At 71.6% G+C, this 21,819-nt stretch carries 18 protein-coding genes and 2 tRNA genes; 15 read left to right on the top strand and 5 right to left on the bottom strand.

Annotation, left to right across the window (positions count from 1 at the left end; all coding sequences use genetic code 11):
• Positions 1 to 42 precede the first annotated feature (42 nt).
• The 3 genes from rsmA (at position 43) to ACWCXH_RS25925 (ending at position 3,814) form a co-directional block, all read left to right on the top strand.
• Positions 43 to 945: a 16S rRNA (adenine(1518)-N(6)/adenine(1519)-N(6))-dimethyltransferase RsmA gene (rsmA, locus tag ACWCXH_RS25935; RefSeq protein ID WP_449803876.1), complete on the top strand. Its 903-nt coding sequence runs from the start codon at positions 43 to 45 to the stop codon at positions 943 to 945.
• Positions 942 to 1,856: a 4-(cytidine 5'-diphospho)-2-C-methyl-D-erythritol kinase gene (locus tag ACWCXH_RS25930; protein WP_449803875.1), complete on the top strand. Its 915-nt coding sequence runs from the start codon at positions 942 to 944 to the stop codon at positions 1,854 to 1,856. Before rsmA ends, ACWCXH_RS25930 begins: the two co-directional genes overlap by 4 nt.
• A gap of 143 nt (positions 1,857 to 1,999) precedes the next feature.
• Positions 2,000 to 3,814, top strand: coding sequence for an ABC-F family ATP-binding cassette domain-containing protein (locus tag ACWCXH_RS25925; RefSeq protein ID WP_449803874.1), 1,815 nt, complete (start codon positions 2,000 to 2,002; stop codon positions 3,812 to 3,814).
• On the opposite strand, the gene ACWCXH_RS25920 is transcribed toward ACWCXH_RS25925, so the two are convergent.
• Positions 3,811 to 5,658, bottom strand: coding sequence for an FUSC family protein (locus ACWCXH_RS25920; RefSeq protein WP_449803873.1), 1,848 nt, complete (start codon positions 5,656 to 5,658; stop codon positions 3,811 to 3,813). The genes ACWCXH_RS25925 and ACWCXH_RS25920 overlap by 4 nt on opposite strands.
• 269 nt (positions 5,659 to 5,927) lie before the next feature.
• Here ACWCXH_RS25920 and ACWCXH_RS25915 point away from each other — a divergent pair, with 269 nt between their 5' ends.
• From ACWCXH_RS25915 to ACWCXH_RS25905, 3 genes are all read left to right on the top strand, one after another.
• Positions 5,928 to 6,431, top strand: coding sequence for a hypothetical protein (locus ACWCXH_RS25915; protein ID WP_449803872.1), 504 nt, complete (start codon positions 5,928 to 5,930; stop codon positions 6,429 to 6,431).
• 1,776 nt (positions 6,432 to 8,207) lie between these two features.
• Entirely contained in the window at positions 8,208 to 9,566 is a 1,359-nt protein-coding gene (gene mycP / locus ACWCXH_RS25910) for a type VII secretion-associated serine protease mycosin (RefSeq protein WP_449803871.1), read from the top strand.
• A 505-nt stretch (positions 9,567 to 10,071) separates the two neighbouring features.
• The gene (locus tag ACWCXH_RS25905) at positions 10,072 to 11,382 is read left to right on the top strand and encodes an MFS transporter (RefSeq protein ID WP_449803870.1); all 1,311 of its coding nucleotides are present in this window, start codon (positions 10,072 to 10,074) and stop codon (positions 11,380 to 11,382) included.
• Positions 11,383 to 11,417: 35 nt separating this feature from the next.
• Here ACWCXH_RS25905 and ACWCXH_RS25900 read toward each other — a convergent pair whose 3' ends face one another.
• Positions 11,418 to 12,014 (bottom strand): flavodoxin family protein, encoded by a 597-nt coding sequence (locus ACWCXH_RS25900; RefSeq protein ID WP_449803869.1) that lies wholly within the window; start codon positions 12,012 to 12,014, stop codon positions 11,418 to 11,420.
• 181 nt (positions 12,015 to 12,195) lie between these two features.
• Here ACWCXH_RS25900 and ACWCXH_RS25895 point away from each other — a divergent pair, with 181 nt between their 5' ends.
• From ACWCXH_RS25895 to ACWCXH_RS25875, 5 genes are all read left to right on the top strand, one after another.
• The gene (locus ACWCXH_RS25895) at positions 12,196 to 12,717 is read left to right on the top strand and encodes a winged helix-turn-helix transcriptional regulator (protein ID WP_449803868.1); all 522 of its coding nucleotides are present in this window, start codon (positions 12,196 to 12,198) and stop codon (positions 12,715 to 12,717) included.
• Positions 12,718 to 12,812: 95 nt separating this feature from the next.
• Positions 12,813 to 12,888, top strand: a tRNA-Thr gene (locus tag ACWCXH_RS25890).
• Positions 12,889 to 13,050: 162 nt separating this feature from the next.
• Positions 13,051 to 13,719: a LuxR C-terminal-related transcriptional regulator gene (locus ACWCXH_RS25885; protein ID WP_449803867.1), complete on the top strand. Its 669-nt coding sequence runs from the start codon at positions 13,051 to 13,053 to the stop codon at positions 13,717 to 13,719.
• A gap of 190 nt (positions 13,720 to 13,909) precedes the next feature.
• Positions 13,910 to 14,872, top strand: a complete 963-nt coding sequence (gene galE, locus ACWCXH_RS25880; RefSeq protein ID WP_449803866.1) for a UDP-glucose 4-epimerase GalE — start codon at positions 13,910 to 13,912, stop codon at positions 14,870 to 14,872.
• A 435-nt stretch (positions 14,873 to 15,307) separates the two neighbouring features.
• The gene (locus ACWCXH_RS25875) at positions 15,308 to 16,213 is read left to right on the top strand and encodes a LuxR C-terminal-related transcriptional regulator (protein WP_449803865.1); all 906 of its coding nucleotides are present in this window, start codon (positions 15,308 to 15,310) and stop codon (positions 16,211 to 16,213) included.
• Between the two features lie 32 nt (positions 16,214 to 16,245).
• Here the strand turns inward: ACWCXH_RS25875 and ACWCXH_RS25870 are convergent, their stop codons facing one another.
• On the bottom strand, positions 16,246 to 16,743 hold the full coding sequence (locus ACWCXH_RS25870) for a MarR family winged helix-turn-helix transcriptional regulator (RefSeq protein ID WP_449803864.1): 498 nt from the start codon (positions 16,741 to 16,743) through the stop codon (positions 16,246 to 16,248).
• Positions 16,744 to 16,854: 111 nt separating this feature from the next.
• Here ACWCXH_RS25870 and ACWCXH_RS25865 point away from each other — a divergent pair, with 111 nt between their 5' ends.
• Positions 16,855 to 17,778, top strand: coding sequence for a methyltransferase domain-containing protein (locus tag ACWCXH_RS25865; protein ID WP_449803863.1), 924 nt, complete (start codon positions 16,855 to 16,857; stop codon positions 17,776 to 17,778).
• A 4-nt stretch (positions 17,779 to 17,782) separates the two neighbouring features.
• On the opposite strand, the gene ACWCXH_RS25860 is transcribed toward ACWCXH_RS25865, so the two are convergent.
• The gene (locus ACWCXH_RS25860) at positions 17,783 to 18,385 is read right to left on the bottom strand and encodes a TetR family transcriptional regulator (protein WP_449803862.1); all 603 of its coding nucleotides are present in this window, start codon (positions 18,383 to 18,385) and stop codon (positions 17,783 to 17,785) included.
• A 206-nt stretch (positions 18,386 to 18,591) separates the two neighbouring features.
• A complete protein-coding gene (locus tag ACWCXH_RS25855) occupies positions 18,592 to 19,575 on the bottom strand; it encodes an acyl-CoA desaturase (RefSeq protein ID WP_449803861.1) in 984 nt (327 codons plus the stop codon).
• Positions 19,576 to 19,814: 239 nt separating this feature from the next.
• On the opposite strand from ACWCXH_RS25855, the gene ACWCXH_RS25850 reads away from it, so the two are divergent.
• The 3 genes from ACWCXH_RS25850 to glmU all read left to right on the top strand — a co-directional run bounded on the left by ACWCXH_RS25850 (position 19,815) and on the right by glmU (position 21,687).
• Positions 19,815 to 20,009 (top strand): hypothetical protein, encoded by a 195-nt coding sequence (locus ACWCXH_RS25850; protein ID WP_449803860.1) that lies wholly within the window; start codon positions 19,815 to 19,817, stop codon positions 20,007 to 20,009.
• Between the two features lie 7 nt (positions 20,010 to 20,016).
• A tRNA-Gln gene (locus ACWCXH_RS25845) sits at positions 20,017 to 20,090 on the top strand.
• A gap of 142 nt (positions 20,091 to 20,232) precedes the next feature.
• Complete coding sequence (gene glmU, locus ACWCXH_RS25840) at positions 20,233 to 21,687, top strand: bifunctional UDP-N-acetylglucosamine diphosphorylase/glucosamine-1-phosphate N-acetyltransferase GlmU (RefSeq protein ID WP_449803859.1); 1,455 nt, start codon at positions 20,233 to 20,235, stop codon at positions 21,685 to 21,687.
• Positions 21,688 to 21,819 lie beyond the last annotated feature (132 nt).

Raw genomic sequence — 21,819 nt, 5'->3', positions numbered from 1 at the left:
TCGTCGAACTGTGAGGTCCTCCCGCGCCCGTATCCTTGGCGCGTGAGCACCACCGACCCCACCTCTGACAGCCATGCCGACAGCCACCTGCTGGGCGCCGCCGACATCCGGGAGCTGGCGGCCGCGTTCGGCGTGAAGCCGACCAAGCAGCGCGGGCAGAACTTCGTCATCGACGGGAACACCGTGCGGCGGATCGTCCGGGCGGGTGGGGTGACGGCCGAGGACTCCGTGGTCGAGGTCGGGCCCGGGCTCGGATCGCTGACGCTCGCGCTGCTGGAGGTCGCGCGGCACGTCACCGCGGTCGAGATCGACCCGGTGCTGGCGCAGCACCTGCCGGACACCGTCGCCGCCCGGATGCCCGGCCGTGCGGACTCCTTCGACCTGGTGTTCAGCGACGCCATGGAGGTCACCGAGCTGCCCGGCCCGGCGCCCACCGCGCTCGTCGCCAACCTCCCGTACAACGTGGCGGTGCCCGTCCTGCTGCACATGCTGGCCACCTTCCCCAGCATCGAGCGCACGCTGGTCATGGTGCAGAGCGAGGTCGCCGACCGGCTCGCCGCCAAGCCCGGCAACAAGGTGTACGGCGTGCCGTCGGTCAAGGCCAACTGGTACGCCGACGTGAAGCGGGCCGGCGCCATCGGGCGGAACGTCTTCTGGCCCGCCCCCAACGTCGACTCCGGGCTCGTCTCGCTGATCCGCCGCGAGCCGCCGAAGACCAGCGCGAGCCGCGAGGAGGTGTTCGCGGTGGTCGACGCCGCGTTCGCCCAGCGGCGCAAGACCCTCCGGGCCGCCCTGGCCGGCTGGGCCGGCTCCGCCGCAGGCGCCGAGCAGGCGCTCGCGGCCGCCGGGATCGACCACAAGCTGCGCGGCGAGATGCTGACGGTGGAACAGTTCGCCGCGATCGCCGAGCACAAGCCCCAGCAGAGCGAGAAGGACTCCGCGTGATCACCGTACGGGTGCCGGCCAAGGTCAACGTCCAGCTGGGGGTCGGCGGGCTGCGCGCCGACGGCTTCCACGACCTGGCCAACGTGTTCTTCGCCGTCGCGCTCGGTGACGAGGTCACGGCCGCCCCGGGCGAGGGCGTCACGCTGACCTGCTCCGGGCCGGACGCCGCCGTCGTCCCGCTGGACGACAGCAACCTCGCGGCCCGCGCCGCCCGGCTGCTCGCCGCCCACCACGGCATCGCCGACCCCGGGGTGCACCTGCACATCGCCAAGGCCATCCCGGTCGCCGGCGGCATGGCGGGCGGGAGCGCGGACGGCGCGGCGGCACTGGTCGCCTGCGACGCCCTGTGGAAGCTGGACACGCCTTTCGAAACGCTGCTGGAGCTGGCCGCCGAACTCGGCTCGGACGTGCCCTTCGCCCTGCTCGGCGGCGTCGCGCTGGGCCGCGGCCGGGGCGAGATCCTGGAGTCGCTCCCGGTCGAGGGCACCTTCCACTGGGTCTTCGCCGTCGCCGACGGCGGTCTCTCCACTCCGGCGGTCTTCCGCGAGTGCGACCGCCTCCGCGACGAGGCCGGCACCGGGTCCAGCGCCACCGACGTCCCCACCCCCGACGCCGACCCGGCGCTGCTCGCGGCCCTGGCCGAGGGGGACGCCGTCGCCCTCGCCGCCGCGCTCGCCAACGACCTCCAGCCGGCCGCCCTCTCGCTGCGGCCCGCGCTCGCGGACACGCTGCGGGCGGGCACCGATGCCGGCGCGCTCGGCGCGCTCGTCTCGGGCTCCGGGCCGACCTGCGCCTTCCTCGCCAAGGACGCGGACGGCGCCGCTGCCGTCGCCGCGGCGCTGCGCGCGTCCGGTACCTGCCGGACGGCACACGCGACGTACGGGCCCGTGCCGGGGGCGGCGGTCGCGTAAACGGGGGCGGCGGTCGCGCAAACGGGGGTGAGGGTGCTCGTTCCGGCCTATTAGGCTGGGGAGATCGGGGCGTCCCCGACAGGGGCGCCCGGCCGTGAACGGCGGACCGCCCCGCGACCGCCGAACCCAGGAGCGCAGCACACGTGGCCGTCAACCTCGCCACCATCGAGTCCGTCACGAAGGTCTACGGCACCCGCGCCCTGTTGGACGGGGTCAGCCTCGGCGTCAGTGAGGGCGACCGGATCGGCGTCGTCGGGCGCAACGGCGACGGCAAGACCACGCTGATCCGGATGCTCGCCAAGCTGGAGGAACCCGACGGCGGCCGGATCACCTGGAACGGCGGCCTCCAGCTGGCCGTCCTCACCCAGCACGACTCGCTCGACCCCGAGGCCACCATCCGGCACGAGGTGATCGCCGACCGGGCCGACCACGAGTGGCTCGGCGACGCCCGCATCCGCGACATCATCGAGGGCCTCTTCGGCGGCCTCGACCTGCCCGGCTTCGCCGACGGCCTGGACACCGTCATCGGCCCGCTCTCCGGCGGCGAGCGCCGCCGGATCGCCCTCGCGAAGCTGCTGCTCGGCTCACCCGACCTGATCGTCCTCGACGAGCCCACCAACCACCTCGACGTCGAGGGCATCAACTGGCTCGCCGAGCACCTGCAGAAGCGCCGCTCGGCCCTGGTCTGCGTCACCCACGACCGCTGGTTCCTGGACCAGGTCTGCACCCGGATGTGGGACGTCCAGGGCGGCACCGTGCACGAGTACGAGGGCGGCTACTCCGACTACGTCTTCGCGCGCGCCGAGCGCTCCCGGATCGAGGCCGTCGAGGAGCAGAAGCGCCAGAACCTGGCCCGCAAGGAGCTCGCCTGGCTGCGCCGCGGCGCCCCCGCCCGCACCTCCAAGCCGCGCTACCGGATCGAGGCGGCCAACACCCTGATCGCCGACGTGCCGGAGCCCCGGGACAAGTCCGAGCTGATGAAGTTCGCGAACGCGCGCCTCGGGAAGACCGTCTTCGACCTGGAGGGCGTGACCGTCAAGGCCGGCCCGAAACTGCTCCTGGAGAACCTCACCTGGCAGCTCGGCCCCGGCGACCGGATCGGCCTGCTCGGCGTCAACGGCGCCGGCAAGACCTCGCTGCTGCGCGCCCTGCGCGACGCGTACGCCTCCGAGGGCGACGTGCAGCCGGACTCCGGTGTGATCAAGGTCGGCAAGACCGTCCGGCTCGCCTACCTGTCCCAGGAGGTCGCGGAGCTGGACCCGGAGACCCGCGTGCTCCAGGCCGTCGAGCAGGTGCGATCGCGCGTCGACCTCGGCAAGGGCCGGGAGATGAGCGCCGGCCAGCTGTGCGAGCAGTTCGGCTTCGGCAAGGACAAGCAGTGGACGCCGGTCGGCGACCTCTCCGGCGGCGAGCGGCGGCGGCTCCAGCTGCTCCGGCTGCTCATGGACGAGCCCAACGTGCTGTTCCTGGACGAGCCGACGAACGACCTCGACATCGAGACGCTCAACCAGCTGGAGGACCTGCTCGACGGCTGGCCCGGCTCGATGATCGTCATCAGCCACGACCGGTTCTTCATCGAGCGGACCACGGACGTCGTGCACGCGCTGCTCGGCGACAAGCGGATGCGGATGCTGCCGGGGGGAGTCGACGAGTACCTGGAGCGCCGGGCCCGGATGGCAGCCTCCGCTGCTCCGGTCGCGGCTGCTCCCGTGGTTGAGGCCGCCCCCGCTGCTTCCGGGCTGTCCGGCGGGGACCTGCGGGCGGCGAAGAAGGAGATGCAGAAGCTGGAGCGGCAGATCGCCAAGCTGGACGAGAAGGAGTCCAAGCTGCACGCCCAACTCGCCGAGCACGCCGCCGACTTCTCCAAGGTCGCGGAGCTGGACGCGCAGCTGCGCGCCGTCCGGGAGGAGAAGGAGGAGCTGGAGATGAGCTGGCTGGAGCTGGCCGAGCAGGTTTAGCCGGCGAGTAGGACTTCGAGCTCGTCCGCCGCACGACCCAGCGCGCTTCGCGTCGGGTCGTGCGGCTTTGTGGGGCCGGGTGCCGCGGCCGTCGGCGGGCGGTGCGCGCGGGCTGCGGCGGTCAGGTCGTCCAGGGCCCGGCGGACCCGGTCGACCTCTTCCTGGTCGGGTACCCGGCCGCCGTACCGGATCTGCGCCGCGTACGCCGCCACCGCGCCCGCCAGCCGCTCCAGCGCCGCCGTCGCCGGCAGCCACTGCTCGGCGAGCCGGCCGGTGGGCGGCGGTTCGGCGAGCCCCTGCAGCACCTCCTGGCGGGCGTCCGCGAGCGACCGGTAGGCAGTACGGCGCAGCCACACCTCGGCGCGGCGGGCGTCACCGGCCACCGAGTCCAGGTAGGCCCGGAGCGCGGTCGCCGCGTCGACCAGGCGGGGCTCGATGCGGTGGCGCGGGCGCTCCGGCCACAGCAGGTAGCCGAAGAGCAGCACGATCGCGCTCGCGAGGGCCGTGTCCAGCACCCGCGGCCAGAACTCGGCCGCGCTGCTCTGGCCGCCGAGCTGGAGCAGGATCAGCGCCATCGGGGTCATGGCGATGGTGGTCAGCCCGTAGTGCGCCGCCGTCGCGTACGGGAGCAGGGCCACGCAGAGCGCGGCGATGGCGGTGAGGATCCACTGGTCGGTGGTGGCGCTCACGACGGCCGCGGTCAGCGCGACGCCGAGCACGGTGCCGATCGAGCGGCTCACCGCGCGAAGGAACACCGAGCCGAGATCCGGCTTGAGTACGAACGCGATCGTCATCGGGAGCCAGTAGCTCTTGCTGAGCGGGTAGTTGGCGGTGACGGCCTGGCCGACGGCGATGCAGAGCGCCACGCGCAGGCCGTACCCGGTCGAGGCACGGGACAGCAGCTTCGCCCGCAGCCGCCACGGGTCGGGCGGGGGTGCGGGCGCGGTGCTGATCTCCACGTCCCGTCCGGCCACCGTGTCCGCGGCGGTGCGGAGGGCGGCGTCCAGGGCCTGGCGGGCGGGGGTGTCGGGGTGCCAGGCCGGGACGTCGACCTCGCCGCCGTTGTGCTCCATGGCGCGCGCGAGGCGGGCAGGGACGTCGGCGACTTCGGGCGGGACGGGGCGACGGGCCCAGAGCAGGCCGGTTGCCGCCTCGGTGGCGGCGAGGGCGGCGTCGTACCGCGGATCGGTCTCCTTCTTCGTCATCAGGTCCTGAACCTGATTCAGCCGTGCCGTCAACACCCGGCGTGAGACCGCACCCTGTGGCGTGCCGAGATCGGCCAGCATGCGGGCGAGCGCGTCGTACGCGGCGGCGAGCGCGCGGTTGCGCGGGTCGGCGGCGGGGCGCAGGCCGAGGGCGAAGATGAATGCCGCGCCCGTGAGCATCATCGGCCCCGCCGCCCACCAGGGACGGGGCAGCGGCATGCCGCTGCCGAGCGCCGCCGACACCAGCAGCAGCATCCCGGCGGCAGAGCCGCGCGGGCCGGTGGCGCTCAGGGCGCCGGCGGCGAAGGCGGTGACGGTCAGCGCGATGCCGAGGGCGGCGGCGTCCACGTGTGCGCGTTGGAGGGCCGTTCCGATCAGCATCCCGAGCGCGGACGCGAGGACGGCCGTCCCGATCCGCCGAGCCCGGAGGCCGTTCGGTTCGGCGCGGTCGTTCATCGTGGCGTGCATCGCGCCGAGCCCGGCGAACACCCCGAGGTCGAGCCGGTGGGCCAGGAGGCCGGCGGTGAGCGGCACCGCCATCCCGAGGGCGGCGCGCACCATCAGCGCGAGGGGGAGCGGAGGCCGGGAGGGGCGGACGGCGCGAGCCCACCAGGCGGTGGCGGGGGTCTGCGACGGCATGCGATCACGTCCGTTCTGCGGCCGGGGGTCGCTGCTGTGCGACATTGCGCGGCAGATCGGGGCGTACGCCGCGAGTCTACCGGGTCGGGCGGGGCCCGTTCGTACCGATCGCGTCCAGGCGGGGCAAGGCTGACAGGGGTCCTGGCTACGATCGCCCCGCCGGTAAGCTGCGAAACGGGGTCGCCTGGTTACCGACTGCGACTGCGAGGCAGGGAAGTTGACGATGTGTTGCGGATCGCCATCCGCAGCGGGGGAAGAGGTGGTGTGCTGTGCCGGGTGAGGTTCCGCCGGGCCCGAGGCCGAAGTCGGACGATCCTGCTGTACCGCTGGAGTTGCCCAGCGTTCCCGACCTGGTGACTGCCTTCGGTAAGCACGACGTCAAGGTGGAGCTCGACACGCTCACGACGTTCGCGAACAAGATCGAGGCGCTGCTGCAGACGATGGAAGGATCGGCGGCGGCGCCCGGCAAGCTGCAGGAGCAGAAGCTGACGGGGAAGGTTCTGATCAGCGGCGCGTACAGCGACCATGTGGTGGAGTCGGTCGCGCTGATGGCTGCCTACGACAAGGTGCACACCCAACTCGTCAAGCTCCACACGGACTTCGCCGCCCAGATCGAGGCGATGAAGACGGCGGTCGCGAAGACAGTCGGCAGTTACGCGGGCAACGAGGAGACAACCGCTGCCGCACACAAGGCTGCGGCGACGAACCTGGGCGGCGGCGCCCAGGCGGCGGAGGCAGGCAGGTCGGCGCTCAAGAGCACCCAGGGGCTGTGACGGCAATGCAGGCGCCAGATTGACTGACGGCGGGAGCAAGTAGTGGCAGGCGTAACGAACTTCGACGGCTATGACCACGCCCAGCTCAGGGACATGGTCCGGAATGCGGATGCGTCGGTGGTGTGGAGCCGTGGCCATCAGCTGAAGGAGGCTGGTCAGGTCCTGAAGGACCTCAGCGCAGCGCTCAAGTCGCACGTCGAGAAGGTCAGCTGGGAAGGGCCTGCTGCAGAGAGCTTCAAGACCTGGGCCGGCAACCTTCAGGAGTCGGCTGCACTGCTCGGCGACTACTCCAGCAAGGCTGGCGATGCGATGCACCAGGCCGGTGAGGCGCTCAGCCTCGCAAAGGTCGCCGTTCCCGAACCTCCGCGAGTGGAAATCACCTTGCTTGCCACGGCCATGAGTCAGCGACATGGGCCGCCGTCTGATGGGAGCTCGCCGATTTTGGGCCAGTCTCTGAAGCGCGATGGAGATTGGATCAGTGACGATCGGGCCGCAATGGCAAAGGCGACTATCGACGGAGAACACCAGGAAGCCATCCGCCAGATGGAGAAGCTGGCACAGGCGTACTCTGCCGCCGGCGCGACGCTGAACTCGCTGGAAGAACCGAGCCTGCCGGGGACGCCGGGTCAAGATCAGCATCGGGAGGGCCTCGTTGGCTACTCGGGAGGTGGTGGGGGATCTGCACACCCGGGCGGCGTCGTCCGTCGCCCGAGTGGGAGCAGTGGCAGTGAAGGTGTTGCCTATTCCCCCGTGGGCGGAAGCTATAGCGGCGGCTCGATGGCGCTCCGCCAGCCAGCGTCGGGCACGCAGGGACCGGATGCGCTGGGGCACATCGATCCGATCCCTTCGCACGGCGGCGGATACGGACCGCTGCCGCAGGAGCAAGGTGCCTCAACCCCGTCGTCGGCCCCATCGGTTCCCATCGACCGTCCTGGTACAGGCCTCGACAGCTTGCCGACCGTTCCGTCCCTGCCAGGCCAGAATGGTTCGGTCAGTCCCGTCGATGGTGGGAACCTGCCATTCGACGGTCTGGGAGGGTCCCCAGGGCGCTCGGGTGGGCCCGGGCGCGGCGGAGGCAACCCCGGTTTCCCGATCGCTGGTCCGGTTCCGGCGGGTGGCTTCCCGGCGAAGAGCGGGGCGGTTCCAGCGAGGAGTGGTGGCTCGATTACAGGTAAGAGCGGCAGTTCGGTTCCCGGTCGTCCAGCCCCCTTCGACGGCGGTTCCCTTCCTGGGAAGACTGGTACGCCTGGGCTGCCCACCGGGACCGTCTTCGGTTCGCGTGAGGCCCAGCCGGGTCGTGCAGGGGCATCCGGCATGCCTGGGACGGGTGGCATGCACCCCGGGATGACTGGCCATGGAGTAGGCGGTTCGGGTGGGGGCACACGAGGCCGAGGTCTGACCTCGACTCCTGGCGGGATTGTTGGAGGACACAAAGGCCCATCCGTCAGTGGTGAATTCACTCCTGGTGGAACCGGCCTGCGCAGGCGGGCTGGGGCCGCCGAGGGGGCGGCCCGCTCCGGCCAGAACGGCATGATGGCACCGGGCATGCACGGGGGCGGGGCAGGGAGGAATGGCGGCGACCGCCGCCAGCGGGCCGACTATCTGCGTGAAGACGAGGAGACCTGGACCACCGGTACACCGCACAGCAACCCGAACGTGGTTGAGTAGAACTGGAGTGACTGCCCGGCCGTTGGGAGATCCCGACGGCCGGGCAGACCTGTCCGGGGCACAGCGCTCGGCTGACGGGGAGACAGGCGAGGAGTTGTGATGCGGCGGATGAATAGACAAGTGCCCGGGCGGGTCTTCGCCGGAGCGTTCCTGGCAGCCAGTCTTGTGGTTGGCCAGGTCGTGGCTTCAGCGGCTGCGGATGGTCCGATTCGTGATGATCAATGGCATCTGGACGCGATGCATGCGCCGGAGATGTGGAAGGTCTCGACCGGGCTAGGCATCACAGTTGCCGTGATTGATGGTGGATTCAAGTTCGATCACCCGGACTTGGTCGGGCAACTGTTGCCTGGAAAGGACTTTAGTGGATTGCCTGGTGGGGTTGGGGCTGACTCCGACGGCCACGGTACGGCGATGGCGAGCCTTATCGCCGGGTCAGGCAAGGGCATGGGGGGCACGGGTGCCTATGGCCTGGCCCCAGGCGCCAAAGTCCTTCCAGTGAAGATCAACGGCGGTATCCAGGGGCATGCGGTTTCCTCGGCTGTCTTTCTTGATCAGATTGGACAGGCCGTTGATTATGCGGTCGATCAAGGTGCAAAGGTCATCAATATCTCACAGGGAATGGCCGCAGCTGCGACGTCCCCCGACAGCGTGGCGAAGCTGAACGGCGTGCTTGCACGTGCGGCGGCGAAGGGCTCGCTGGTCATCGCCAGTGTCGGGAACAGTGCACAGGACGGGAATCTGGTCGAGTATCCGGGCGGTTTGCCATACGTCGTCGGTGTTGGAGCCGTCGATAAGAACTCAACGACAACTGCTGAGTCCCAGCAGGGGCCGCAGGTAGATCTAGTGGCACCCGGGATGGGCATCATCCAGGCCTGCACTGAGCCTACGGGCTACTGCAAGGGCCATGGCACGTCCGCTGCGACTGCGTTGGTCTCCGCCTCGGCGGCATTGGTGTGGGCTGTGCACACCGACTGGACGGCAAACCAGGTCCTGCGAGTACTCATCAACACGGCGGGTAAGCCGACGGACGGTTCCAACCGCAATGACGGTGTCGGGTATGGCACCGTACGGCCCCGCATTGCGTTGACCGCGCCGGGCGATCCGGGGCCGGCGGATGTGTATCCGATTCCGAGCAAGACGGCTCCGCTGCCCTCGGCTTCGCCGTCGTCCGTTGCCCCTTCCGCCCCGGCCACGTCGCCCGCTGCAGCGCCGGCGGCATCCGCCAATGGCGGTTCGCCGTCGGCGGCGTCCAGCGCGGACAAGGCGTCTGATTCGGGCAGTGCGGTGCTGCCGATCGCGCTCGCCGGGCTGGTCGGGTTGGTACTGGTGGTGGGTGTTGTGGTGTTCCTCGTGGCGCGGAAGCGCCGAGTGGTGGATCAGCCGGCTGAGTTCGTGCCGCCGGTGCCGATGTCTCCGCCGTCGTACGAGCCGCCAGTACCGCCGGGAGAGAACCCGGACGCGAGGTAGTCGGCAGCCAGGGCGGAGTCAGGGGTCGGCTTGAACCCCATGGATTCAATCTGGGAACAGAACGCCGCAAAGTAGTCTGGATGCCGCTCCAACGGCAGCCCGACAACTTCTTTTCGGTGCCGGTGTTCACGCGACCGTCCTCCTCGGAGGGGGCGTCGTTCTTTAAGTAGAAGCTGTCGCTGTCGTTCTCGGTAATGGTGGTGACCGGCTGCGGCAAGGCGGCTACCACTTGGGCGAAGTAGCCCCCTGCAGACCGGAAGCGGCTTGACTGCATGCCTCGGTGATCTTCGTGGTCTCGGCCGGGATCTGGCTAGCGATGAACTGGGCGCTCTGCCCGCAGCCTTCCGCCCAGCAGAATGAGCCCTGCTCGAACTGTTGTTGTGGTTTCGGAAGTCTGCCAGGGGCGCGGGTCGTGTGCATGAGTAGTCCTACTCAGCTTCGTGCGCCCGGGTCACTCGGGTGGGGGCTGGGCGGGGGTGGGGGTGGGTGGTCAGGGTGGGTGGTTATGGGTGGTGTGCGGAGGGCTGCGGGTGCGGCGCTGATCGGGACGGCGATCGAGTTCTATGACTTCTTTGTTTATGGGACTGCGGCGGCGTTGGTGTTCGGGGAGGTGTTCTTTCCTGGGCTGGGGTCCGTGGGGGCGCTGTTGGCGGCGTTCTCGGTGTACGCGGTGGCGTTCCTGGCGCGGCCGTTGGGGGCCGTGGTGTTCGGGCACTTCGGGGACCGGCGGGGGCGGAAGACGACGTTGGTGGTGTCGCTGCTGCTGATGGGGCTGGCGACTGCGGCGGTCGGGGTGTTGCCGGGGTTCTCGATGTGGGGGTGGTGGGCGCCCGTGGTGTTGGTGGTGCTGCGGGTGTGTCAGGGCGTCGGGTTGGGCGGGGAATGGGGTGGGGCGGCCCTGCTGATCGCGGAGAATGCGCCGGCGGGGAGGCGGGGGTGGTACGGGGCGTTTCTGCAACTGGGGCCGACGATCGGGTTCGTGCTCGCGAACGCGGGGTTTCTCATCCTCCAACTCGGGCTGGATGAACGGGCGTTCAGGGAGTGGGGGTGGAGGGTTCCGTTCGTTGCCTCGTTGGGGTTGGTGGCGGTGGGGTTGTTCGTTCGGTTGAGGGTTGAGGAGAGCCCGATGTTTCAGCCGGCCGAACAGCGTGAACGGCTGCCGGTGGTGGAGGTGCTCCGGGGGCACTGGCGCACGGTGCTCGTGGGGTGCGGGGTCATCACCGTGGGGTACACGCTGTTCTACCTGACCACCACGTACGCGCTCGCGTACACGACGGCCGGGCTCGGGGTGCCGAGCACGCTGGTGCTGGCGATGTTGCTGGTGGGCGCCGTGGGGATGGGCGCGACGGTGTGGGTGAGCGCGCGCCGTAGTGACCGTTGGGGGCGGCGGCGGACGTTGATGGGGGCGACGGGGCTCGCGATGGCGTGGTCGCTCGTGCTGTTCCCGCTGCTGGAAACGGTGCGCCGGCCGCTGGTGTTCGTGGCGCTCGCGGGGGCGATGGTCGTGCTGGGGTGCCTGTTCGGGCCACTGGCGGCGTTCCTGCCGGAGCTGTTCCCGACTCGTGTGCGCTACACGGGCGCGGCCTTGACGTACAACCTCGGCGGGGTGGTCGGCGGCGCGACGACCCCGCTGGTGGCGACGCGGCTGACCGAGGCGTACGGGACGGCGGAGCCGGCGGGCTGGTACGCGGCGGGGCTGGGTGCCGTGGCATTGCTGTGCCTGTGGCTGCTGCCGGAGACGTCCGGCGTGGAGCTGGGCGACCTGGACGGCGAACGCCGCCGGGCGCCCCTCCTCGGGGCGGATCCGGCGGCGTAGTCGACAGGGCGTAGTCGATGGAGAGAAGAAAATACTCAGCCCGCGAGGGCGGCGCGGCCGGCCACGACGACGGCGGTGTGCTTGGCGACGCGCTCGCCGAGGTGCTCGGCGGTCGCGATGTCGGCCTTGTGCACGGCCTCGGCGCCGGCGTCGGACGGGGAGGACGCGGCGGCGCCGTTGAAGAAGCCGAGGCGGTTGATGTCGTCCTCGCTGGCGGTGGTGGCGTTCCAGCCGGGCTTGAGGCCGAGGTTGACCCAGTTCATGCCGTGCTGGGCGGCGAGGGTCTGGAAGAAGCCGAGGGTGCTGGCCTTGTCGCCGCTCTTGGAGGCGGAGTTGGTGAAGCCGGCGGCGACCTTGTCCAGCCAGGCGTCGCCGAACCAGCGCTTGCTGGTGGCTTCGGCGAAGACGTGGAAGGCGCCGGAGGCGGTGCCCATGTAGGTGGGGGAGCCGAAGATGATCGCGTCGGCGGCGTCGAGCTGCTCCCACTGCTCGTCGGTGATGGTGTCGACGGCGATCGAGACGACCTCGGCACCACCGGCGGAGACGCCGCGGGCGACGGCCTCGGCGATGACGGCGGTGTGGCCGTAGCCGGAGTGGAAGGCGATGGCGACGGTCGGGCGGATGGCGGTCATGCGGGGCACTCCTGGGCGGGTGGCGTGTACGAACGGTGTGCGCACAAGCGATGGCGGTTGTGCGTGCGGGAGGGGCGGGTGGGGCGGCGTGGCGCACCCCCATCCATTGGTCTCCAATATAGACCAAGTCTCCAAAAGTTACCAAGGGTGGATCGGAGACCTGCCCGGTAGCCTGGACGGCATGACTACGCAGGAGCGGATCCGGGCCGAGCGGGACCAGTCGGGGGCCGGGCCGGAGGTGGTGCCGGCCGTGGTGTGCGGTGACGCGGAGACCGGGATGAGCGGTGGCGCCGGGGTTGGAGAGGCCGGCGACAACGGTGGCGCGGGCGTCGATCCGGCGCTCGACGTCTTCGCACAGCTCTGTCCGAGCCGGGCGATGTTCGCCGAACTCGTCGACAAGTGGTCGATGTTGATCCTCATGAGCCTCGACGCGTGCGGCCCGCAGCGCTTCTCCGGGCTGCAGCGCGCGGTCGACGGGGTCAGCCGCAAGATGCTCACGCAGTCGCTGCGCACGCTGGAGCGGGACGGGCTGGTGCGCCGTACCGTCCACCCGGAGACGCCGCCCCGCGTGGTGTACGAGCTGCTGCCGCTCGGCGTGGAGCTGGCCGGGCTGCTGGCGCCGCTGGGCCGGTGGACGGAACGGCGCACCCCGGAGATGGTCGCGGCGCGCGAGGCGTTCGACCAGGCGCACACCGAGGCGTGAGGTCGCCGAGGGGCGGAGCGGGGCCGATTTCCCTTTCGGGTCGACGGCCGTGTAATGTCTTCCTTGTTCGACCGGCCCGGTGAAACACCCGGCAAGCCCCTATAGCTCAGTCGGTAGAGCGTCTCCATGGTAAGGAGAAGGTCTGCGGTTCGATTCCGCATGGGGGCTCCACTGAAAGACCCTCGCCCACGGCGGGGGTCTTTCGCGTTTCCGCGGTCGCGCCGGCACGCCTGACGGCCTAGCGGGTCGGGTACGGAATGCGCTGTGATGGTGCGTCATCGGCCGCCCGCCCGAGGGGTGCGGGCGCGAGCCGGACCCCGACCGGGAGGCGTCATGGGCGTTCGACTCGTGGTGGTCGACGACCACCGGCTGCTGGCCGAGGCACTCGCGACCGCGCTCCAGCTGCGCGGCCACCGGGTGCTCGCGGTCGGCTCGCCGGCGGGCGTGGCCGCCGACCTGGTGACCGGGCGCAGGCCCGAGGTGTGCCTGCTCGGCGTGGCCGCGCCGGCCGAGCCGGGGGCGTTCGACGGGCTGCGCCGGATCCGTCGGGAGCGGCCCGAGGTGGCCGTGATCGTGCTCGGGCCGGTGGGCGAACTGCGCGGTGTGGCCGGGGCGTTCGCAGCCGGGGCGGCGGGATACGTGCCCAGTGACGAGCGGATCGAAGTGGTCGAGCGGGCGATCGGACGGGCCCGGGCGGGCGAGGCCGCGGTGGCCGTGGACGTGCTGCGCGGGGCCTTCGACCAGTTGCTGCGCCCGGCCGCAGAGCCGGACGACGAAGCCGTCCGGCTGCTGCGCCTGCTGACCCGCCGTGAGGTGCAGGTGCTGGCCCGGATCGCGGACGGCGAGGACACCGCGGCGATCGCCGCCGGGATGCGGATCGCCGCGAGCACGGCCCGGACGCACGTCCAGCGGGTGCTGATGAAGCTCGGCGCGCGGACCCGGCTGGAGGCGGCGGCGGTGGCCGCCCGGACCGGCCTGCTGGAGCGGATGGCCTCGGACTGAGCGGTCCGGAAAGCGGTCCGCGAGGTGGCTCGGAAGCGGTCCGGAAAGCGGCCCGGAAAGCGGCCCGGGAGGCTACCCGGGAGGTGGTCCCGAGCACCCCCGGGGGCCAGGGAGAATAGGCGCCAGTCGTTGGCACGTTTCCGATGGCCCCCGCCGATCCGGCGGACCATCGCGCGCTGGAGGTCTCATCATGAGTAAGTACCTGGTCACGGGTGGCGCCGGCTACGTCGGCAGTGTGGTGGCCGCCCACCTGCTGGAGGCGGGGCACCAGGTGACCGTCCTGGACGACCTCTCGACGGGCTTCCGCGAGGGCGTGCCGGCCGGCGCCGAGTTCGTCGAGGGCCGGATCCAGGAGGCCGGCAAGGTGCTCGACGGCTCCTTCGACGGCGTGCTGCACTTCGCCGCCTCCTCGCAGGTCGGCGAGTCGGTCGCGGACCCGGAGAAGTACTGGCGCAACAACGTGGCCGGCTCGCTGGAGCTGATCAGCGCGATGCGCGCGGCCGGGGTGCGCAAGCTGGTGTTCTCGTCCACCGCCGCCACCTACGGCGAGCCGGAGGTCGTGCCGATCGCCGAGACCGCCCGCACCGCGCCGACCAACACCTACGGCGCCACCAAGCTCGCCGTGGACCACCTGATCACCAGCGAGGCCGTCGCCCACGGCCTGGCCGCCGTGTCGCTGCGCTACTTCAACGTGGCCGGCGCGTACGGCGCCTACGGCGAGCGGCACGACCCCGAGTCGCACCTGATCCCGCTCGTCTTCCAGGCCGCGCTGGGCCAGCGCCCGCACATCGCGGTGTACGGCGACGACTACCCGACCCCGGACGGCACCTGCATCCGCGACTACATCCACGTCGCCGACCTGGCCGACGCGCACCTGCTGGCGCTGGACGCCGCCAAGCCGGGCGAGCACCTGATCTGCAACCTGGGCAACGGCAGCGGATTCTCGGTGCGCGAGGTGATCGAGTCGGTCAAGCGCGTCACCGGCCGCGAGATCCCGGTGCAGGTCTCCGGCCGCCGCGCCGGCGACCCGGCCGTGCTGGTGGCCTCCGCCGAGCGCGCCCACCAGGCCCTGGGCTGGACGCCGCGCCGCCCGAACCTGGACGACATCGTCGCCGACGCCTGGAAGTTCACCCTGGAGAAGAACGGCCTGTGAGCCCTGGGCCCAGGGCCCTGAGCCCAGGGCTCTGAGCCCGGCACGAACGAACCGCAGGCGCCGTCCCGAATCCCCGGGGCGGCGCCTCGGCGTTTTCCGGGTTCTCGGCGTTTTCCGGGTTCTCGGCGTTCTCCGGCGCCTCGGCGTCCGCGGCGCGCGGCGGGACAACGCGGCGGAAACCCGGGGCGCAAGCGCGGATGGAAGGCGACGCGGACGGATCAAATCCAGTCATGCACGCACCTCCTGACGGAACTTCACCAAACCGCCACGAGCGTGTCCCCGGGCCCGTACGCTGAATGCGGTACCGGTTGGGGGCGGCGCACGTTCGGCCCTGCCGGCCACCGGTGGGCGGGCGGAACGGAGTGCCGGACCCGCGGGCGCCGGGGCCGGTCCCCGCCCCGGGCTCGGACCGGTCTGAGCAGGGGGGTAGTGACGATGGGGCGGATCCGCGTCCTGGTGGTCGACGACCACCGGATTTTCGCCGAGGCCCTGGCCGCGGCGCTCGCCGCCGAGCCCGACGTCGAGGTGGGTGCGGCGGGCAGCGCGGCCGCCGCCGAGCGCGCGCTGGAGCGCGCCGCCGTCGAGGGAAGGGCCTTCGACGTCGTCCTGATCGACGCCGACCTCGGTTCCGAGGCCGCCGCGCCGCCCGGCGCGCGGGGGCCGGTCCGGTCCGGCGCCGAGCCGCTGGACCCGGCCCGCCGGCGCCCGCCCTCCGCCGTGCCGCCGCCGCGCCGCCCGGCCGTGCCGCCGACGGGCCCGGGCGTCCGCTCCGCCGACCAGCTGCGACCCGAGCACGTGCGCACCGACCAGCTGCGGCCGGTCGCCCCGCCGCCGGACGGGATCACGCTGCTCGGCCGGGTCCGCCGCGGCCACCCGGGGCTGCGCGCGATCGTCCTGGCCACCGCCGACGATCCGCACCGCGCCGCCCGGGCCCTGCACGCGGGGGCCACCGGCTGGGTGGCGAAGGAGAGTTCGCTCGCGCGGCTGCTCGCCGTCGTGCGCGGGGTGCTGCGGGACGAGACGCACCTGCCGCCGGCGCTGCTCACCGGGGTGATCCGCGAGCTGACCACCGCCCGGCGCGACCGCACCGAGAGCGAGCGGCTGGTGGACACGCTCACCCCGCGGGAGAAGCAGATCCTGCGCTGCATGGTCGCGGGTCTGGGCCGGCAGGCGGTCGCCGAGCGGCTCTACCTGTCCCCGCACACCGTCCGCACGCACATGCAGAACGTGCTCGGGAAGCTCGGCGTGCACTCCACCCTGGCCGCCGTCGCGGTCGCCCGCCGGGCCGGGGTCAGTCCTGCGGAGCCTGCCGCGCCGCCGTCCGTGGCCTCCACCAGCTGAGCGTCGACGGCTGGGCGTGGACGCGGCCGGGCTCAGCCCGGGATGTTGTCGAAGGGGGCGACCAGCAGCCGCAGCAGTGCGGCGAGTTCGTCCTGCTGGACGGCGGTGAGCTGGGCGAGGAGTTCGCGTTCGTGGGCGAGCAGTCCGGCGAGGGCCTGGTCGGCGCGGTCGCGGCCGTCGTCGGTGAGGCGGACCAGGACGCCGCGGCGGTCGTCCGGGTCGGGCAGGCGCTTGACCAGGCCCTTGCCGGTGAGGCGGTCGATCCGGTTGGTCATGGTGCCGGACGTGACGAGGGTCTGGGTGAGCAGCTGTCCGGGGGAGAGCTGATAGGGGGAGCCGGCGCGTCGCAGGGCCGTCAGGACGTCGAACTCCCAGGGTTCGAGGCCATGCTCGGCGAAGGCGGTGCGGCGGGCACGGTCCAGGTGCCGGGCGAGCCGGCTGACCCGGCTGAGCACCTCGAGCGGCTCCACGTCGAGGTCGGGGCGCTCCCGGCGCCACGCTGCGACCAGCCTGTCGACCTCGTCCTCCATGACGATCAGTGTATCGGTGGATGTGTCGATGTGAAGTCTCTTGACATCGAGAAATGTGCCAGTGACTCTACACATGGATATCTTGATGTCGAGATACTTGCGAGGTGTGCCATGACCACCCCTGCCTGGGACCCGGCCCAGTACCTGCGCTTCGCCGACGAACGGACCCGTCCGCTGCGCGACCTGCTCGCCCGCGTCCCCGCCCTGCCGAACGAGCCCGCCGCGACGATCCTGGACATCGGCTGCGGCCCCGGCAACTCCACCGCCGTCGTGCGCGAGCGCTGGCCGCAGGCCCGGATCACCGGCGTCGACAACTCCGCCCCGATGCTGGAGGCCGCCCGCAGGGAGGGCGAGCCGAGTGCCGAGTACGTCCTCGCCGACGCCCGTGACTACGACCCGGCCCCGGCCGAGCCCGACCTGATCGTCTCCAACGCCGCCCTCCAATGGATGAACGTGGAGAGGTGCCGGCCCCGACAGGGACCCTCCTCGCCGGAGGCGGGCGAGGAGGGACGGATGAACGTGGAGAGGTGCCGGACCCGACAGGGACCCTCCTCGCCGGAGGCGGGCGAGGAGGGGCGGGTGGTGGGCCACCTGGAGCTGCTGTCGCGGTGGGCGGAGGCGCTCAAGCCCGGCGGCGTCGTCGCGTTCCAGGTGCCCGGCAACTTCGACGCGCCCAGCCACGTGCTGCTCGCCGAGCTCCGCCGCAGCCCGCGCTGGCGCGAGGCCCTCGGCGACGACGCCACCCGCAACGGCGTCCACGAGCCCGGTCAGTACCTCGACGCGCTCGCCGGGGCCGGCTGTGCCACCGACGTCTGGGAGACCACCTACAGCACGCTGCTGCCCGGCCCGGCCCCCGTCCTGGAGTGGGTCAAGGGCACCGCGCTGCGGCCCGTGCTCAGCACGCTCACCGACCCGGAGCGGCGGGCCGCCTTCCTCGCCGAGTACGGGGCGCTCCTGCGCGAGGCCTACCCGGCCGGGCCGCACGGCACGGTCTTCCCGTTCCGGCGGATCTTCGCGGTGGGGGTCAAGCGGTAGCGGCTCAGGCCTTGCGCTCGCCGACCAGGTTCGGGTGCCGCTCCAGGCCCTCCAAGCCGTGCCAGGCGAGGTTCACCAGGTGCGCCGCGACCTGCGCCTTGTCCGGCTTGCGGACCTCCAGCCACCACTGCCCGGTCAGTGCCACCATCCCGACCAGCATCTGCGAGTACATCGGGGCCAGCCGCGGGTCGAACCCGCGGGACTTGAACTCCAGGCCGAGGATGTCCTCCACCTGCGTCGCGATGTCGCTGATCAGCGAGGCGAAGGTGCCGGTCGACTGGGCCACCGGCGAGTCCCGCACGAGGATCCGGAAGCCGTCCGTCGAGGTGTCGATGTAGTCCATCAGCGCGAACGCGGCCTGCTCCAGCAGCTCGCGCGAGTGCCCGCCGGTCAGCGCCCCCGTGACCATGTCCAGCAGGAGCTGCATCTCGCGGTCCACCACCACTGCGTACAGCCCCTCCTTGCCCCCGAAGTGCTCGTACACCACCGGTTTCGACACGCCGGCCCGCTCGGCGATCTCCTCCACCGAGGTGCCGTCGTAGCCGCGTTCCGCGAAGACCGTCCGGCCGATCTCGAGCAGCTGCTCGCGCCGCTGCTTGCCGGTCATCCGCACCCGCCCGCCGCGGCGGCGGGGCGCCGTCGGGGCCGCACCCCCGGGCGCGGCCCCGTCCCCGTCTGCCCCGGCGGACGGGGCAGCAGCAAGCGGACGGGCCTGCGCCGCTTCGGGCGCCGCGTCCGTCCGCGTGCTGTGGTGGCCGCCTGTGCTGTCTGCGCTGCTCCCGTTCACCCCTACATCATGCTCGAAGCGCGCCCTCATGCGGCGCGGCGGGCGGCGATCCGCTGTGCGTCCGGCCAGCGGACGTCCCGGACCCAGCCGGCCAGCTCGAACCAGCGGATCAGCCGGGCCGAGGAGTCGATCTGTCCGCGCAGGACGCCGTGCCGGGCCGAGGTCGGGTCGGCGTGGTGCAGGTTGTGCCAGGACTCGCCGCAGGACAGGACGGCCAGCCACCAGACGTTGCCCGAGCGGTCCCGGGATCGGAAGGGGCGGCGGCCCACCGCGTGGCAGATCGAGTTGATCGACCAGGTCACGTGGTGCAGCAGCGCGACCCGGACCAGCGAGCCCCAGAAGAACGCGGACAGCGCGCCCTGCCAGGACAGCGTCACCAGCCCGCCGACCAGCGGGGGCAGCAGCAGGGAGATCGACGTCCAGAGCCAGAACAGCCGGGAGATCCGCCGCATCGCCGGGTCGTTGACCAGGTCCGGCGCGTACTTGACCTGCGGGGTCTGCTCCTCGTCGAACATCCAGCCCATGTGCGCCCACCACAGGCCCTTCAGCAGCGCGGGCATGCTCTCCCCGTAGCGCCACGGCGAGTGCGGGTCGCCGTCCTTGTCGCTGAAGCGGTGGTGCTTGCGGTGGTCGGCCACCCAGCGCACCAGCGGGCCCTCGACCGCGAGGCTGCCGGCGACGGCGAGGGCGAGGCGCATCGGGCGGCCGGCTTTGAAGGCGCCGTGGGTGAAGTAGCGGTGGTAGCCGACGGTGATGCCGTGGCAGGTGAGGAAGTACATGGCGGTGGTGATCGCCACGTCCGTCCAGCCGAGCCCCTGGCCCCAGGCCACCGGGACGGCGGCCACCAGGGCGGCGAACGGCACGACGATGAAGAGGCCGAGCGCGAGGCGCTCGGCGAAGCCCTGGCGCTCCCCGCCGTGGGTCGCGGACAGCAGTGCGGGGGGCGAATCGGTGGAGTCGCTGGGCGGCGCGGTGGACCCGGCGCGCGCGTCACCGGCCTGGATGGTCATGTTCCTGTCCCTCTGCGGGCGGGGTGAAGGCTACGGTGCCGTAACCTACGGCATCGTAGGTTGCGCTCCGCGGCGAAGGGAACACACCGCCGCACGGCGCTTGGGTGAATTCACCCGACTGGATGGATGAACCCCGGATTCGCTCCGGAGTGGGACGTATCGCACACACATTCATCGCATGCGAGCCAGGACCGCGCAGCGCGAAGCCGCCCGCCGCCTCCGCCGTGAGGGGCGTACGCATGACGCTGGAGAGCTTCGGGCGCACGACCCTCAAGCGTCACTCGGCGAAGACCGTCCGCCAGAACACCGGCGAGGGGTACCACGGCTGTCTGGTGGTCGGAGTGGTCGGCGGCGCTGACCTGTACCGCCGGATCGAGGGATGGCGGATGGGCACAGCCGATACCCAGAGCGGGGGTGACTCGGGTAGTGTCTGAGCAACTGTCCGCCGTGGTGTAATGGCAGCACAGGGCCCTTTGGAGGCCTTTGTCTGGGTTCGAATCCTAGCGGCGGAGCCAGTACACGCCTCTAGTTCGGGCGTATCAACTGTGCGCCGGTATTGTCGGTGCTGCTCGGCGGACTGTGCGAATGGCGACCCGCCTGGGGTCCGGGCCGGGCCCGCTCTGCCCTCTCTGTGAACCGACTGAGGAGCCTCCCCGCATGGGTGCCAATTCGCTTGCCGCCGTTGTCGTTCTTGCCGCCGGTGGCGGGACACGGATGAAGTCGAACAAGCTGCCCAAGGTGCTGCACGAGGTGTGCGGCCGGACGCTGGTGGGTCACGCGGTCTCGGCGGCGCTGGAATTGACGCCCGGGCAGCTGGTCGTCGTGGTCGGCCACCAGCGCGAGCAGGTCGAGGAGCACCTGGCGGCGCACTACCCGGCGGCCCGCCCGGTCGTGCAGCACGAGCAGAACGGCACCGGACACGCGGTGCGCACGGCGCTGGAGGCGCTCGCCGCCGACGGCGTGGTGCTGGACGGCACCGTCATCATCACCGCCGGCGACTCGCCGCTGCTGACCGGGGCGACGCTGCAGCGCCTGGCCAAGGCGCACACCGAGCAGGAGAACGGGGTCACCGTGCTGACCGCCGTCGTGCCCGAGCCCTTCGGCTACGGCCGGATCCTGCGCGACGAGGACCGCTCGGTGGCGGCGATCGTCGAGGAGAAGGACGCCACCGACACCCAGCGCCTGATCACCGAGATCAACTCCGGGGTCTTCGCCTTCGACGCCAAGCTGCTCGCCGCGGCGCTGACCGAGCTCACCACGGACAACTCGCAGGGCGAGGAGTACCTGACCGACACCCTGGAGATCCTGCGCAAGGGCGGGCACCGGGTCGGTGCCGTGGTGGCCGAGGACCCGCGGGACATCCTCGGCATCAACGACCGCGTGCAGCTCGCCCAGGCCCGCCGCCTGCTCAACGACCGCCTGCTGGAGCGCGCGATGCGCGACGGCGTCACGGTGGTCGACCCGGCGACGACCTGGATCGACGTGCAGGTGACGTACGAGGCGGACGCCGTCGTGCTGCCGAACACCCAGCTGCAGGGCGCCACCCACCTCGGCGAGGGCTGCGAGGTCGGCCCGAACTCGACCCTCCGGGACACCCGGATCGGCGCCGGCGCCGTTGTGAGCAACACCACGGCGGACCGCGCCGAGGTGGGCGAGCAGGCCTGCGCCGGCCCGTACGCCTACCTGCGGCCGGGGGCGAAGCTGGCCCGCAGGGCGAAGGTCGGCACCTACGTCGAGGTCAAGAACTCCGAGCTCGGCGAGGGCGCCAAGGTGCCGCACCTGTCGTACATCGGCGACGCCACCATCGGCGAGGGCACCAACGTCGGCGCGGCCTCGGTCACGGTGAACTACGACGGCGTCAACAAGCACCGCACGGTCATCGGCGCGCACTGCCGCACCGGGTCGGACAACATGTTCATCGCGCCGGTCACGGTCGGTGACGGTGCTTACACCGCAGCCGGTTCGGTGATCACCTCCGACGTTCCGCCGGGCGCACTCGGCGTGAGCCGGGCGCAGCAGCGCAACATCGAGGGCTGGGTGGAGCGCAAGCGCCCGGGGACCGCATCGGCGAACGCCGCGAAGGCAGCGGCGGACGGGACCGTGGAGGCCTGACGGGACGCACGGGGTCCGAGGGGCGGTCCCGGGGCGGACGGTTTCTGCGCGGGCGCGTAACCTTGGGGACATACGTGCGCCACTGGGCCTACCGCCCGTGTCCAGGCGTACCGACATTCCCCCGACCCATCT

The organism is Kitasatospora sp. NPDC001660, from assembly GCF_053596725.1.
Note: the sequence above shows the minus strand (reverse complement) of the source record. Positions and strands in the feature narration are given on the sequence as shown.

What these genes read in the sequence shown, in the direction of transcription:
- ACWCXH_RS25905 (WP_449803870.1), top strand. Translation starts at nt 10,072, where the DNA reads ATGGGTGGTGTGCGGAGGGCTGCGGGTGCGGCGCTGATCGGGACGGCG.
- ACWCXH_RS25900 (WP_449803869.1), bottom strand. Translation starts at nt 12,014, where the DNA reads ATGACCGCCATCCGCCCGACCGTCGCCATCGCCTTCCACTCCGGCTAC.
- ACWCXH_RS25850 (WP_449803860.1), top strand. Translation starts at nt 19,815, where the DNA reads ATGACGCTGGAGAGCTTCGGGCGCACGACCCTCAAGCGTCACTCGGCG.
- ACWCXH_RS25865 (WP_449803863.1), top strand. Translation starts at nt 16,855, where the DNA reads ATGACCACCCCTGCCTGGGACCCGGCCCAGTACCTGCGCTTCGCCGAC.
- ACWCXH_RS25875 (WP_449803865.1), top strand. Translation starts at nt 15,308, where the DNA reads ATGGGGCGGATCCGCGTCCTGGTGGTCGACGACCACCGGATTTTCGCC.
- ACWCXH_RS25870 (WP_449803864.1), bottom strand. Translation starts at nt 16,743, where the DNA reads ATGGAGGACGAGGTCGACAGGCTGGTCGCAGCGTGGCGCCGGGAGCGC.
- glmU (WP_449803859.1), top strand. Translation starts at nt 20,233, where the DNA reads ATGGGTGCCAATTCGCTTGCCGCCGTTGTCGTTCTTGCCGCCGGTGGC.
- ACWCXH_RS25855 (WP_449803861.1), bottom strand. Translation starts at nt 19,575, where the DNA reads ATGACCATCCAGGCCGGTGACGCGCGCGCCGGGTCCACCGCGCCGCCC.
- ACWCXH_RS25885 (WP_449803867.1), top strand. Translation starts at nt 13,051, where the DNA reads ATGGGCGTTCGACTCGTGGTGGTCGACGACCACCGGCTGCTGGCCGAG.
- ACWCXH_RS25895 (WP_449803868.1), top strand. Translation starts at nt 12,196, where the DNA reads ATGACTACGCAGGAGCGGATCCGGGCCGAGCGGGACCAGTCGGGGGCC.
- galE (WP_449803866.1), top strand. Translation starts at nt 13,910, where the DNA reads ATGAGTAAGTACCTGGTCACGGGTGGCGCCGGCTACGTCGGCAGTGTG.
- ACWCXH_RS25920 (WP_449803873.1), bottom strand. Translation starts at nt 5,658, where the DNA reads ATGCCGTCGCAGACCCCCGCCACCGCCTGGTGGGCTCGCGCCGTCCGC.
- mycP (WP_449803871.1), top strand. Translation starts at nt 8,208, where the DNA reads ATGAATAGACAAGTGCCCGGGCGGGTCTTCGCCGGAGCGTTCCTGGCA.
- ACWCXH_RS25860 (WP_449803862.1), bottom strand. Translation starts at nt 18,385, where the DNA reads ATGACCGGCAAGCAGCGGCGCGAGCAGCTGCTCGAGATCGGCCGGACG.